This is a genomic window from Methylocystis sp. (assembly GCF_050251305.1).
Lineage (GTDB): Bacteria > Pseudomonadota > Alphaproteobacteria > Rhizobiales > Beijerinckiaceae > Methylocystis.
On record NZ_JBFWNB010000002.1, the window covers coordinates 13953 to 27853 of the forward strand.

Here is a 13901-nt window from a genome sequence, read left to right on the forward strand (position 1 = left end):
GGACGCCCGATCTCGGGCGTCCCTCTCTCCCCGGGATCCGCCATGTACAAGGTCAGCCTTCTCACGCGCGACGGCGCGACGATTGCCTTCGACGCCGAACCGTCCGACACGCTACTGGACGCCGCCGAACGCGCGCGCATTTATCTCCCTTCCTCCTGCCGGGAGGGCGGCTGCGGCGCCTGCCGCGTCTCTCACGCCAGCGGCGAGGTCGAACTCATGTCCTATAGCGACTCGGCGCTCAGCGAGGACGAACGCATGGCGGGGGACATATTGCTTTGCCGGTCGCAGCCGCGCAGCGATCTCGCGCTGAGGGCGCCGTTCGACGAAGCGGCGGTCGGCTTTGCGCCGGTTCCCGAACGTCGCGCGACGCTTGTCGCGTTCGAGCGGGCGAGCCCCGCGATCATGCGCCTGCACCTGCAGTATGAGGACGATACGACCTATGGGCGCGCGGCGCAGTTCACCGCCGGGCAATTCGTCGAACTCACGCTTCCTGACGGCTCTACGAAGCGCTCCTATTCGATCGCCAACGCGCCGAACTGGGACGGAACGCTCGAATTGTTCATCAGCCTGCAGCCGAACGGCGCCTTTTCGAACTATCTTCGGGACCGCGCCGCCATTGGCGACACGTTGCGCGTTCGCGGCCCGCAGGGCCAATTCACGCTCGATGACGCGAGCGCCGCGCCGCGCTGGTTTGTCGTCGGCGGAACGGGTCTCGCGCCGGCGCTGTCCATGTTGCGGCAAATGGCGGAATTGGCGGATCAGCGCCCCTGCCGACTGTTCTTCGGCGTCAACAAGGCCGAAGACCTTTTCGCGCTCGACGCCCTTGAGGCGCTTCAAGCAGCCTTGTCGCAGCTCGTCGTGACGCTCTGCGTTTGGAAGCCGGAAAAGGAATGGCGCGGGTTTGCCGGCACGCCGGCCGAAGCGCTCGCGCAGGCGTTGCCGGCCGCGACCGAGACTCCGGACATCTACGTCTGCGGCCCGCCGGCGCTGATTGCGGCGACTGAAGAAACCGCGCGCGCGGCCGGCGTTCCGCATGACCGCATTTTCAGCGAGAAGTTTACGGCGGCGTAAGCGGGTCATGGCCGGGCTAAGCTGTCAAAGACGGCGTCGCTTCGTTCGCCTATGTCAGGGCCATGCACGCCTCGCAGTCCTCGCCCTTCGAGACGCCGCCTACGGCGGCTCCTCATGCTGGATGAGGAGCGCGCGCAGCGCGCGTCTCGAAGGACGAGGGGGCCGGCTCCAGCGGCGCGACGCGCCCTGCTTCAAATCTTATCCCCATCCTGCGAAGCGCCCCTATCCTGCCCTCGCCTCGTCAACTGAAAGGGGCGTCGTCAGGGTCGGCGGCGCTGGCGAGGTCGGTTAAGCGCAGGACGACGACCCTCGCTCCTGCGTCGGGCGCTCCGACCGCCGTCCGGGCCTCCTCCTCGCGTGGAGGGCGCGTCGCATGCGCGAAAAGGCCCGGCCAAATGCCAAAGGCCGCACGCTGGGAACGAATACCAAGAACGGGCAAAGTTCCAGCGGCCGGGGCGGCGAATATGAGGCTCTTGCGCGGCGTCTGAAGGAGCGATCCGGGAAGGCGCTTCGTGGAAAAAGACCGTGTCCGGGACGTCTCATAGCCCCGACCGCATTTCGCTTCACGCACTCGGCCGAACGGGGCCGAGGCGTCCCGGACCCCTCTCATGGCGGTTCTGACGGCGGTTCTCACGGCCCGCGCCGAGAAGGCGGCGGGAGATTTCGGCGCGCCCACCTTTCCGGCGGATTTCGAAAGTTTAATCGGCTGCGTTCGCGCTTGGGGCTTGGCGGCGAATTCCGCCGGGGCCATATCTTTCAGCGCCGCGCCTTCGAGGGCGGCCATTATGGAGAGATTCGATGTCACCGGAAGAACGCCAACTCATCGCCGGTCTGTTCGAGCGCACGAAGAGCGCCGCCTCGACGCCTCGCGACCAGGAGGCGGAGGCTTTCATCAACGAGCAGATCAAGGCCCAGCCGGCCGCGCCCTATCTCCTGGCGCAGACCGTGATCGTCCAGGATCAGGCGCTGCAGGGCGCGAATGCGCGTATCGAGGAGCTCGAAGCGCGCGTCCAGGAGCTTGAGGCGAAGCCCGCCGGGAGCTTCCTCGGCGGCCTGTTCGGCGGCGCCCGTTCGACGCCGCCGCGTCCATCGCAGCAGGCGCGTCCGGGCGGACCCTGGGGCGGCGCGCAGCAAGACGGCATGAACCCTGTGGCCGGCGGCTACGCGCCGCAGGGCTGGGGTCAGCAGCAGCAGCCGGCGCCTGAAAGCGGCGGCTTCCTCAGAGGCGCGCTCGGCACCGCCGCGGGCGTCGCGGGCGGCGTGCTGCTCGCCGACGGCATCCGCAGCCTGTTCAGCCATGGCGGAGGCTATGGCGGCATGGGCAATCTCGGCATCGGCTCCGGCTTCGCGCCGGCCGGCGGCGAGACGGTCATCAACAACTACTACGGCGATCAGTCCGGGTTCGGCGAGGCCGGCTATGACGCTGGCTACGACGACGCCGGCGGCATGCAGGACGCCGACTATGGCGATCCCGGCTTTGACGACGGCGGCGGCTTCGACAGCGGCGGCGACGGCGGCTTCGACGTCTGACGAGGTTCGCCTCCGAGCCTTGTCTCAAGCCTTGTTCGCAAGACTTGCCCTCAAGACTTGCTCTCAAGACTTGCCCTCAAGATTTGCCTCCCGGCCCGAAAGGCCGGGAGTTCTTGTTTCTGACGCCTTGTGCGCCAGCGCACCGCGATGCCTCGGGCGACGCTCTAGGGTCTGATCATCCGCTGAACGAGCGGATGGACACGCCAACGCCAACGGGGAACTCGCCATGAACCGTCCAATGAACCGCACCGCCAAGAACCGCACCGCCAAGAACAGCTTCGCCTTCCGGCCGGTGCGCGTCGCCCTCGCCGTCAAGATCGCCTTCGCGATCCTCGCCGCCAATGTCAGCTTCGCCGCCGCCAAGGCTTTGCTCGTCAAGACCCCGGATGCGCCGTCCGCTCGGATCGCCGCCAGCGACTCGCCGGTGAAGCCCTTCATTCTGCCGATCGACTGGCAGGAATCGACGACGGTCGCCCAGTCGGATCCCACGCAGAACTGCCATGGCGTGACTGTCGAGACCGACGAGGGCTATGGCGTGCGCGGACAGACCATCCGCTTCGTCTGCCGCAAGGCGCTGTAAGCCGCCACAGGAGTTCAGGCCATGTTTCGGGTTTCGCGCATCAGGCTTGCGGCGCCGGTCGTTCTCGCAGACGTCCTGTGCGCCGGCCCGGCGACGGCAGGAGCGTCGAGCGCCGTTCGCGATGCGCAGCGATCCGCCGAAGAGCGGCGGCGCAATGGAGCGATATTTACGGCGATGCGGCGAAGATCCGCGAGGCCGGCGCTTCGTAACTACGCCGACGAGGCAAGCCGCGCCACTTGCTGACGCAGTTCGTCCTGGGCGCGGGCGAGATTTTCATGCGCCTTTCCGGCCCAGAGTTTTCGCGTTTCGTCGCGTCTGTAGAGCCCGTCTCCCCGTGCGGCGAAGGTGTCGATCATCTGGAGCCGTCCGAGGCAGAACAGCGGCTCAGGCACCCAGGCGTATTCGAAACGAAGCCGCCCGAGATTTCGCTCGAACACGCGCCACGGCGCGCCGAGCGAGGAGAGATCGAGATCAAGGAAGAGATCGAGATCGCGTGAAAAGCCCGGATAATGCTCGATCACCGCGCGCGCATGAAGATGATCGGCCGTCGCCATGATCAAATCATGCACCGCATCCGTATCGGACGCATCGAATTTCGCGTGCTGCTCGAACAGCGCCGCGCTGGCGCGGACATTTTCGGCGTCGGGACGAAGCAGACCGTCGCCGTCCCGCGTCACATACACGACGTCGTGCCAGAAGATGGCGGCGGCGATCAGATCGGGCCGAACGGCGAGCCCCTTCAGCGAATCAAGCTTCGCCAGCAGGTCGACGATATGGCTCCAATCGTGATAGCGGCGCTGCGGTTCGCGGTACGCGGCGTCGATGACGGAAAAAGCCTTCGTATCGTGACGCGACGCGATCAAGGCCCAAAGATTCTGAACTGGATTTGAGATCATGCGCGAGTAGCGATCCTGAGAGAAACCTGTAAAGCGTGCGGATCACGGCAGGACAGCGGTCGCGCGCGGACGAAGACGTCACTTGCTCGACAGATTCCAAACCGATGACCAGTCGTCCTGCAACCCCTTCCACGCCAGTCCGCGATACCGCTCCTCCAGGGCGACATAGAGCGCAGGCCAGGGCTCGGTCGCCGATCCCGCCAACGCCGAAGCGCGCTCGGCGGCGGCCTGGAATCGGCCCGCCTCATACTCCTCGCGCATGAGGTCGTGCGACTTGCGCCAGCGCACATACGAGTCGGAATCCGTCAGTTCCCTGTCGCCGGCGAGCGCAAAAACATGGGTCGCTTCGCTTTTTCCAACGACCCGGACCCGGCCAAGATCGAGCCAGGCGAAGTCGGGCGCCGCATCGCGTACGGCGCTCGACGCCACAATGTCCGTCTGAAAGGCCTTGCTCGCGCCTTCCAGGCGAGACGCGAGATTCACCGTGTCGCCGAGCACCGAATAGTCGAAGCGGCGGATCGACCCCATATTGCCGACGCTGCACGGGCCGAGATGGAGTCCAAGACCCATCGCCGCCGGCTGCGCCGCATGGCCGGATCCGGCGGCCGCCTCGGCGCGACGCGCGTTGAGGCCGACCAGCGCTTCGCGCATCAACAGCGCGGCGCGCACGGCCTTGCGCGGATGGTCGTCGATATCGAGCGGCGCGTTCCAGAAGGCGAGCACGGCGTCGCCCATATATTTGTCGACCGTGCCCTCCTGCTCGAGGATCGCGTCGGTCATCGGGGTCAGATAGTCGTTCATGAACTGGGTGAGTTCACGCGCGCTCAGGCCCTCCGAGATCCCGGAAAAATTGCGCAGATCGGAAAACAGGACGGTCAATTCGCGCGTCTCGCCGCCAAGCACCAGCCGTTCCGGATGCTCGGAGAGGCGATCGACGACGGCCGGCGCGACGAATTTGCCGAACGCCTGACGAACGTGGCGGCGCGCCGATGTTTCGGCGCGCCACAGCGTCACCGCGCCGAAGAGATAGCCGCCGATGATCGCGAGGCTCGGGTAGGCTGGATCCAGCAGCACGCCGCGCCGATCGAACAGATAGAAGGCCCCGGCGAAAAGCCCAAGGACCATGAGGGGCGCCGCGGCTGCGGAAACGAGCGGCGGCGCGACGAACAGCAGGCCCATGATCAGCAGGAAGGCGAGCGCCGCGACGATGAACTCCAGTCCCGGCGCCCAGTCCGGGCGCGCGAGAAGCGATCCCGAAGCGATCGATTCGATGATCTGCGCATGCACGTCGACGCCGGGAACGACCGGCTCCAGGGGCGTTGCGCGAACGTCGCCGAGCCCCGTCGCCAGGGCGCCGATGAAGATGATCCGTCCCTCGATCTCGTCGCGCCCCACGCGCCCCTCAAGCACGTCCTTCGCTGATAGGTCGCGCGCGCCGGCGCTATGCGAATAGCGCGGCCGAACCTCCGCACTGGGTCCCGTGGCGACTTCGAAGGCGCCGACCTTGATCGCATTCACGCCGGTCTGCTTGCCGAACGCCGTCTGCCCGCTGGCGTTTGAAGAGCGGATGACGAGCGACGGCTCGCCTTGCGCGAGCCGCAGGGCTTCAAGCGCCAGGGAGGGCATGAGAACGTCGCCGGCGCGAGTCACCAGCGGCACCCGACGAACGATCTGGTCGTGATCGGGCAGCCAGTTCGTTGCGCCGAACCCCTGCGCCGCCTCGGCCAGTCGCGGCTCGGGGCCGACCGCTCCGGCGAAGGCGACCAGGAAGGGGGACGGATCGTCGCCGGCGGTCACCAGTCCGGCCTTCGCCGGCAATGGCGCGGCGACGGCGTCGGTCAGCGTCACCCCGAGCGTCGTTGGCGCCTGGCTGAGCGCCTGAGCCAGGATCTGGTCGCCGCTCGGCGTTTTGGCGACGAGCTTCGCCACTTCGGCGCGGGCGCGCGCGTCGGGAATCGCGTCGAGGAGCTGAGCGGCGCCGGCGCGATCCGCTTCGGCGAAGATGAAGTCGAAGGCGATGGACGCCGCGCCGAGTTCGCGCAGTCGATCGACGAGTTCGGCCATTCGCGCGCGCGGCCAGGGCCATTGGCCATAGGCGCTGAGACTTTTCTCGTCGACGCCGACGACCCGCGTCGGCGCCTCCGGATCATAGGCGCGAGGCGCTAGACGCTGAAACGTGTCGAACACGAAATTGCGGAGGTCGTCGAGCGCTCGAGGCTGGATGACGCCCCAGGGGAAAATCAGAGCCGCAGCGGCGATGAGCGCAAGAAGATAGGCCCGACGCCGCTTCAACATCCATGCCTCGCGCAACGGTCACGCCGGCGCCGCGGCGTTCGGCGAGCGTTCAACTAGGCGGAACTATTGGTCGAGCGCAACGGGCCCGCCCTGGCCGCCTGATCCGCCGTTCCCGAAGATCAGGCCGCCATTGCCGCCTGAGCCGCCGCTGGCTCCAGGGCCGCCCTCGCCCTCGCCGCCGCCATAATCCCCGCCGTGACCGCCATGGCCGCCTTCAGAGCCGCCGCCTTGGCCGCCCTCGCCGTAACCGCCGCCGTATTGGCCGCCGCCTTCATGGCCGCCCTCGCCGCCTTCGTAACCGCCGCCATGGCCACCCTCGCCATGACCGCCACCATATTGGCCGCCGCCTTCATGGCCGCCTTCGCCGCCTTCATAGCCGCCGCCATGACCACCCTCGCCATGACCGCCGCCATATTGGCCGCCGCCCTCATGGCCGCCCTCGCCATGGCCGCCGTGCCCGCCTTCGCCGTGACCGCCATGCTCGCCGTGGCCGCCATGCTCGCCGTGGCCGCCGTGATCGTGGCCGCCATGCCCATGATCGCCGCCGCCGTGATGATCGTCATGTCCGCCCTCGCGCGCCGGCGTCAGCAGAGGAGCGGGCTGGTTGTCGACGTTGGCGCGGCTCTGCACGAGTGCATTGCCGAACCAAACTGGGCCAAGCGCATCCAGGCCCGGCGGGCTGACGACGTCCGGCGGACGGTCGTTGCCAAGCGCAAGGTGCGCCTCTTCGCTGGTCGGCTCGCGCCGGGCGCCGCCGCGCTGTCGCTTGCCGCTCTCCAGCGCGGCGATGATTTCCGCGATCGTCTCCGGCGGCACGAGAAAAGGCGCGGACACAGGACCGCCGCGCGGCGCGCAAACGCCATAGCCCGACCGGGTGAGCGCCTGCCCGCCAACATCGATAAAGCCGTATTGATGCACGACGAGCGTGCCGCACGCGCCGCCGATGCGCACCAGCGCCGTCCCGCCGCGCACGCCGATCGACGCGGTGGGCGTTCGCAGCCTTGTCCCGCCTTCATGGCTCACGCCGCCGCCGACGAAACGCATGACGCCCTTCGCCATCGACACGCCCTGCTGACCCCGGCCTCCGGAATAGACGAAATCGTCAACGGTGACGGCGCTGTTGCGGCCGACCGTCATCGTCGACGTGTCGTTGAACACGATCTGGGCGCTGCCCTGCGGACTCGTCTCGATGCGCTCGCGACGCTGGACGCCGAGACCGACGGAAAGCGAGCGCTTTGCCGCGCCCGGCGGCGTGCCATGCGCCGTCTGATTGACCGCGCCGACATTTCCGACGTTTTCGGCGAGCGCCGGTCCGGCGACGAGCGCGAGGGCGGTTGTTGCGGCCGCGGAGAGCTTTCTCATCTATCGTCTCCGTCAGAACTTCGCCGTCGGCCCGAAACTGACGGACACGTTCTCGGTCTTAAAGTTCGGAATGTTCGAGTCGTTGCGCGCATATTCGAAGTTGCCGGCGAAACCGAAATAGGCGGTGACCGGCAAATCGACCATCAGCCCGCCGATCCAGACGTTGTCGCGACGCGCGACCAATGGATTGATCACCGGATTGGCGGCGTCGAAGGCGAGATGCGTATATCGGCCGTAAGGCGCGATGGTCCATCTGCGCGGAATGATAAGAAATGGCGGATCGATTTCATATCGCAGCATCGCCTGAAGGTCGACCTGATCGGACGATTGTTGCGGATTGCCCGCCCAGGCGCGGGTATAGGCGGCGCGGCCTTCGAGCCTCAGATCATTCGTCAGTCTGTATGAACTGCTCAAGTAACCTGTGACGACGTCGCCCGTCGCCAAGGTCGACACGGTCGAATAAGGCGAAAAGCCGGAATATCCGGAATAACCCAGGTAACCCGCCGTCGGATTGACCCAGATCGCGCGCCATTCGGCGCCGGGCTCGAACCACAGGTCGCGCGTGAGCTCCGCGCCGAAACTCATGCCGGCGCCGCCGGCGTTCAGATAATTGGTTCCGCCAAGCAGCGCCACCGCGCCCGTCACGTAAGGCTTGACCGAAAGGCCCGGATAGAGATCCGGCGCGATATGGATGCGCGGCCCGATGGAGCCGGCGAACAGCGCGACGCTGTATTGCGGAAGGCGGAACTGCTGGGTGGCGTAGCCCGTCACGCGCGTCTCAAGCTGATCGCCGCGCGCATTCTGGAAATCGAGATCATGCGCGGCCTGCACCAGCTGGAAGGAATTGACGTCGCCCTTGCGGGCGGCGGCCGACGCGACGCCGACGCCGCCGACCTGGAACAGGCTGTTCGTCGGGAAGAAATTCGCGTTCGACTGCGCGCGCAGACCGACGTGCATGCGCAGATAAAGCCGATTTGCCTGCGTGCGCTTCTCGATGTCGGGCAGCTGCGCTTCGATCTGCGCGACCTGAACCGGATCGAGCTCGCCTTCGGCGAGCGCTTTGCGCAAATGCTGCGCCGAAAGTTCATAGGCGCCGAGCCGCGCGTAAAGGAGTCCGAGCTCCTTTCGCGCGCGCGACAGATTCGGATTGAACATCAGGATGCGCTCGAGAGCGCCGATTCCCGCCTCGTAGTCGCGCAGCTCCGTCGACAGCAGGACGTAACGATAGGTCGCCTCGTAGTCGGTCGGATTATGCTGAATGTAAGCCGCGAGGCGCGCCTGTTCGGCGCGCGGGTCTTCCTGCGCAAGAGCCGGACTGAAAAGCGTGAATGCGGCGAACAATGCGCCTACGAGCCTCGGCGCCGCTCTGTATGCGAACATAAATGGCAAGCCCCCGTAAAAGATCAGAAAAAAACGGCGACCCAACGCCTGAATCCTCAGCTGGACCGGAAGCTGACTCATGTCGTCAGGAGTCGCAAGCCAAAGCGGGCCTTGCCCGCCGATCGCAATGGCGCCGGGGCGCGACGCAACGGCCACGATTTAACCCTTTGCATCATAGGTTTATCGCCGTTGAAAAGCATGATCTGCGCGCGCGCGGCGCTTGAAACAAATTGCCAGGTGTTGCCCTGAAACCACAGGCGGAAACGGCGCGTCAGCGCCGCCGACCGGCGTCGAAGAGCGAAACGACCACGCCGCCCTGCGCCGTCGACGGCGGCGCGGCCGGCGACGCGACGACGCTTCGGCGCCAGCGCGCCGACATCGCGCGGCGGCGCGGACGCGCGATGGCGCGCGATTCTTCGCAAGACGCGCCCGGCGCGAGCAGCCAGCGCAACACGATCAGCAGGTCTGCGGCGCGACGCGACGCGCCGATCTCCACCGCACTGCGGATGTCCGCGACCACGCGTCCGCGCGCCGCGTCCAGCGAGACGGCCCGGCGATACCGCGCCAACATGCGATGATGCTTGTCGCTCGGGCTCACGCCCAAGACGAGTTCGTGACCGCGCAGACCCGCGATTTCGGCGCAATGCTCGATCGGCGTGAATTCGGGATTCATTTGGCATCTCCCAGTCGCTTGCTCCGCCGTGGGCCTTCGCCTCTTATCGGCAGCATAGCGACGGTAGCGCCGCGCTCCTCATCTGTTTGTGCGAGAACGCACACGGGTCATTCGGCTTCGTTCAGCGCCTCTTGAACGCGTTTCTCCAGAACGGAGGGGCGCAGCAACACCAGACCGCCCCGAATCTTTTCGGCGAGGCCCTCGTCGATCATCGCCGAGAGTTCGCGGCTGACCTGTTCGCGCCGACATCCAATGCGGGCGGCGAGATCGTGCTGAAAGGGCGGCGGCGAAATGATCGCCTGGCCCGGCGACCCTTTGCGCGGGCCCGACATCCGCAACAATTCCGAATAGAGCCGGTGCCGAAGATCGAGCACGGAACGCTCGAAGAGACGCGTATTCAGCTCGCGCACGCGCGCCGTCAGCAGACGCAGCAGCCGCTCGCAGATCTCCGGTTCGCTGAAGACGATCTCCTTGAAGACCGCTGGCGGCACCAGCAAGAGCTCGGCATTGGTGAGCGCGGTCACATTTGCGGAGCGCTTGGCCCCGTCGACCGCCGCCATTTCGCCGAAGAACTTTCCCGGCCCGAAGTCTCCGAAGATCATTTCTTTGCCAGCGGCGGTCCGGATCAGCACCCGAACGTCGCCGCTGACGATAAAATAGACATCGTTGGAAGGATCGTCGAAGTCGAGGACCAGCTCATGCTCGGCGAAGCGCCTGCGCACGCATTGGCGCGCAAACTGTTCGCCGCGAACGGGGTCGAGGCCGGCAAAAAAAGAAATCCCGTCAAACAGGGACACATCGCGCTCCTGGATTGGAAATAACGCCGATATTGCCGCCAAACGTCGGTGCCGTCGAGCCGCAATCTGCTGGCGCGCGGGAGGTCTTCGAGCGATGATCGCCGATGCAAGCGTTTCGACTCGCGACGTTCAATCTCGAAAATCTCGATTGGCGGGCGACCAGACCGGAAGCCTTCGCGCGCCGGACCGATGCGCTGCGCCCGCTTCTCGAGGCGCTCGACGCCGACATATTGTGCCTGCAGGAAATACATGCGCAGAGGCTTCACAAGCGCGACGCCCGGCAATATATCGCGCTCGATCAGCTGCTCGCGACAACGCGATACGCGCATTTTCACCGCGCCACAACGGTGAGGCCCGGCGGCGACGGCCCCGCCGACGTGCATAATCTTGCCATTCTTTCGCGATGGCCGATGCGGACCCAGCGGCAGATCCACCACGACATCGTCGCGCAATGGGCGTGGGCGCCGCCGCGCGAAGCCGACGGCTCCCAACCCGAGCCGGTGGACATTGTGTGGGATCGCCCCCTGCTCTACGCGGCGGTCGAGCTTCCCGCCGGGCGCGCGCTTCATGTCGTCAATCTGCACCTGCGGGCGCCGCGCGCAATTCCTGTCGCGACGGCGCGCGGCGTCGGATCGAGTCGCGCACAGATCGAAGGCCAGTTCGTGGCGGCGCTCAAGCGCGAGGGGCAGGCGCTGGAGGCCCGTTTGTTCGCCGAGACGATCTTCGACGCCGAGCCGGATGCGCTTCTGGCGATCGCCGGCGATTTCAACGCCGACGAGCATGACGCGCCAACGAGGCTGCTGCGCGGCGGCGGAGACGAAGCCGCGACCGGCGACCGCGTTCTCATCCCCCTGGAAGAGCGCATCGATGCGGCCCGACGCTTCACCGTGATTCATGCGGGCCGTCCGATGCTGATCGATCATCTCCTTGCGTCGCCGGCGCTCGCCGCCGCCTGGCGCAGCACGACGATCCTCAACGAAGGCCTGCAGGACGAAGCCTATGCCGAGGAATTCGTCGAGGGTTCGCTTCACGCGCCCATGGCCGCGCAGTTCGAACTTGGCGTTCAACCTGGCGCTCCATGAGTTGCGGCGCTTTCCCGGCGCCGACGGCAGTGAAACGCGCCAGCGCCTCTATCCGGAAGCGAATGCGCTCAACGCTTCGGCCAGGGCGCGCGCCGCGTTCCAGTCCATGCTGACGTCTGCGCAGCCCGCGCAAGCAACAACGAGCCCGCTCGGTTCAACCCTTGCATCGAAGTCATGATCGCTGGCGATGGGGCTCATATAAATCTGCTTTTCGCGGCCACCCCCATTTCCGACCGCATGAAGCGCACGAGAAAGGATCGCCGTCTCCTCCCTGGTGAAGCGACGCGGCGGATGACCGGGAAGGCGGAGCGTCGCCAATGCGACAAAAGCGTGATGCGTTGAGGCGCTCAGCTCGAAGATTTGTGACAATTCGCACCTCGTCGGCAGGTCAAGCGAACAAGCGACACGCCCTTACGCGTCGTCGCGGCGCGCATCTTTCGGGCGCGTCAAACCCCGCCTCTGATCATGCGCATCAAATTTCATGCCCAGAACCGGCCAAGCGCGTCATCCTGCGACGACGGCGGCGCGATGTTAGAGTTCTGGTCGAACCTGTGTCACGAGCCCGCGATCGATCGACGTCAGCGGTTTTGCAACCGACGTCGTTCACGCAACTTAGAGAGCCATATGAACGACAAGCGTCTTTTCGCGCCATCGACCGCCCGCAATCGCCAGTTGATTCTCGACGTTCTGCGCGACGTCCTGCCGTCTGAAGGGGTGGCGCTCGAAATCGCGAGCGGCGCCGGAGAGCACGCCACATTCTTCGCAGAGCATCTGCCCGCGCTGACATTTTGTCCGTCTGATCCGAGCGCTGAGGCGCGCGAGAGCATTTCGGCGTGGATCGCCGCGACCGGATTGACCAATGTGCGCGCGCCGCTCGCGCTCGACGTGGAGGCGTCGCCCTGGCCGGTCAACGCCGCTGACGCGATCATCTGCATCAACATGATTCACATCTCGCCATGGAGCGCGACGCAGGCTCTGTTGGAAGGCGCAGCCGGCATCTTGCCCGCGGGCGCGCCGCTCTATCTATACGGACCATACAGGCGCGGCGGCGCGCACACCGCGCCAAGCAACGCGGAGTTCGACGCGAGTCTTCGCGCGCGCAACGCCGCATGGGGCGTCCGCGATCTTGAAGAGGTCGTGTCCGTCGCGCGCGAGAAAGGATTTCGAGAGACTCAGGTCCTGGAAATGCCGGCCAACAACCTCAGCGTCATCTTCCGCCGCCAACCATAGGCGCAAGCGTCGACGGAGCGGCGGACGTCGAGAGTCTGGTCCGAGAACGCGCTCGGAGACTTCGAATCGGCATGAGCGCCGCAGCTTCCGATGGAGCCCAATGGGTCCCGTCGGCGTCGTCAGTGAAGCACATTCGGGAGAAAGACTATGCAACGTCGCGAATTCATCGCCGTCGGGACAGCCGCCGCAACCGCCGTCGCCGCCGGTCAAGCATTTGCCGAAACGGCGCCCGGAGCGCAGCCAAGCGGCGGGGCCGCGATGCAGGACATGCATCCGGCGCTCTACAAGAACCTGGAAAACGCCAGCATCGAATGCGTTTCCACCGGCAATGACTGCCTCCGCCACTGTTTCGGCATGTTTGCGATGAAAGACACGAGCATGGCGGAATGCGCCGACGCCGCTTTTCAGCTCATCGCCGCGTGCAACGCGCTCGCGACGCTTGCCGCGGTCAACTCATCGCATGTCGGGTCACTGGCGAAGACGGTGGCCGTGATATGTGAAGATTGCAAAAAGCAGTGCGACAAATTCCCCAAAATCGCGGAATGCGTCGAGTGCGGCAAAGCATGCCAGAAATGCGCCGACGAATGCCGCAAGGTCTAACGTCGAGACAGAAAAGGGAGCTGCGATGACATCCAAGCGTCGTTCGATTTGGCTCGTCGCGGCAGGCGCCGCCATTCCCATGATTGGCGGCGCTGCGGCCAGCGCGGAGATCAAGGACTCGTCAAGTTTCGTCGTCGCTCAGGCGGCGGAGAAAGCGGAAAAGGTGACGGGCGAAGGCGAAGGCGTGATCCGGGCGATCAACGCCGACGACAGACAACTGATGCTCACGCATGGGCCAGTCACGGGACCGCTGGAAATGTCCTCCATGACGATGGCGTTTCACGTCGCGCCAGGCGTCGATCTCGCGCGCCTGTCGAAAGGCATGAAGATCAAATTCACGATCAGTCGCGACGCCAAGGGACTCTATGTGATCGAGGACGTTCGCCCGGAAGCGCCATAGCGCGT

The 13901-nt window shown here is 65.9% G+C and carries 13 protein-coding genes; 7 read left to right on the forward strand and 6 right to left on the reverse strand.

Features of this window, described 5'->3' with window-relative positions:
* Positions 1–42: 42 nt before the first annotated feature.
* The 3 genes from AB7F41_RS00945 (at position 43) to AB7F41_RS00955 (ending at position 3181) form a co-directional block, all read left to right on the forward strand.
* Complete coding sequence (locus AB7F41_RS00945; protein ID WP_428385236.1) at positions 43–1071, forward strand: 2Fe-2S iron-sulfur cluster-binding protein; 1029 nt, start codon at positions 43–45, stop codon at positions 1069–1071.
* A gap of 798 nt (positions 1072–1869) precedes the next feature.
* Positions 1870–2601 (forward strand): DUF2076 domain-containing protein, encoded by a 732-nt coding sequence (locus tag AB7F41_RS00950; RefSeq protein WP_428384964.1) that lies wholly within the window; start codon positions 1870–1872, stop codon positions 2599–2601.
* A 226-nt stretch (positions 2602–2827) separates the two neighbouring features.
* Complete coding sequence (locus AB7F41_RS00955; protein WP_428384966.1) at positions 2828–3181, forward strand: hypothetical protein; 354 nt, start codon at positions 2828–2830, stop codon at positions 3179–3181.
* 209 nt (positions 3182–3390) lie between these two features.
* Here AB7F41_RS00955 and AB7F41_RS00960 read toward each other — a convergent pair whose 3' ends face one another.
* The 6 genes from AB7F41_RS00960 to AB7F41_RS00985 all read right to left on the reverse strand — a co-directional run bounded on the left by AB7F41_RS00960 (position 3391) and on the right by AB7F41_RS00985 (position 10584).
* A complete protein-coding gene (locus tag AB7F41_RS00960; protein ID WP_428384967.1) occupies positions 3391–4077 on the reverse strand; it encodes an HD domain-containing protein in 687 nt (228 codons plus the stop codon).
* A 78-nt stretch (positions 4078–4155) separates the two neighbouring features.
* Positions 4156–6372 carry a CHASE2 domain-containing protein gene (locus AB7F41_RS00965; protein WP_428384969.1) on the reverse strand — a complete coding sequence of 739 codons (2217 nt, stop codon included), beginning with the start codon at positions 6370–6372 and terminating at the stop codon, positions 4156–4158.
* A 63-nt stretch (positions 6373–6435) separates the two neighbouring features.
* Positions 6436–7734 (reverse strand): FecR family protein, encoded by a 1299-nt coding sequence (locus tag AB7F41_RS00970; protein WP_428384971.1) that lies wholly within the window; start codon positions 7732–7734, stop codon positions 6436–6438.
* Positions 7735–7746: 12 nt separating this feature from the next.
* Complete coding sequence (locus AB7F41_RS00975; RefSeq protein WP_428384972.1) at positions 7747–9114, reverse strand: tetratricopeptide repeat protein; 1368 nt, start codon at positions 9112–9114, stop codon at positions 7747–7749.
* A 271-nt stretch (positions 9115–9385) separates the two neighbouring features.
* Positions 9386–9787 carry a polysaccharide deacetylase gene (locus AB7F41_RS00980; RefSeq protein ID WP_428384973.1) on the reverse strand — a complete coding sequence of 134 codons (402 nt, stop codon included), beginning with the start codon at positions 9785–9787 and terminating at the stop codon, positions 9386–9388.
* 107 nt (positions 9788–9894) lie between these two features.
* Positions 9895–10584: a Crp/Fnr family transcriptional regulator gene (locus AB7F41_RS00985; RefSeq protein ID WP_428384975.1), complete on the reverse strand. Its 690-nt coding sequence runs from the start codon at positions 10582–10584 to the stop codon at positions 9895–9897.
* 104 nt (positions 10585–10688) lie between these two features.
* Between AB7F41_RS00985 and AB7F41_RS00990 the strand changes: the two genes are divergently transcribed.
* The 4 genes from AB7F41_RS00990 (at position 10689) to AB7F41_RS01005 (ending at position 13896) form a co-directional block, all read left to right on the forward strand.
* Complete coding sequence (locus AB7F41_RS00990) at positions 10689–11666, forward strand: endonuclease/exonuclease/phosphatase family protein (protein WP_428384977.1); 978 nt, start codon at positions 10689–10691, stop codon at positions 11664–11666.
* Between the two features lie 624 nt (positions 11667–12290).
* Positions 12291–12896 (forward strand): DUF938 domain-containing protein, encoded by a 606-nt coding sequence (locus AB7F41_RS00995; RefSeq protein WP_428384978.1) that lies wholly within the window; start codon positions 12291–12293, stop codon positions 12894–12896.
* Between the two features lie 147 nt (positions 12897–13043).
* Positions 13044–13496: a four-helix bundle copper-binding protein gene (locus AB7F41_RS01000; RefSeq protein ID WP_428384980.1), complete on the forward strand. Its 453-nt coding sequence runs from the start codon at positions 13044–13046 to the stop codon at positions 13494–13496.
* 25 nt (positions 13497–13521) lie between these two features.
* Positions 13522–13896, forward strand: a complete 375-nt coding sequence (locus tag AB7F41_RS01005) for a copper-binding protein (protein ID WP_428384982.1) — start codon at positions 13522–13524, stop codon at positions 13894–13896.
* The last annotated feature ends 5 nt before the right edge of the window (positions 13897–13901 follow it).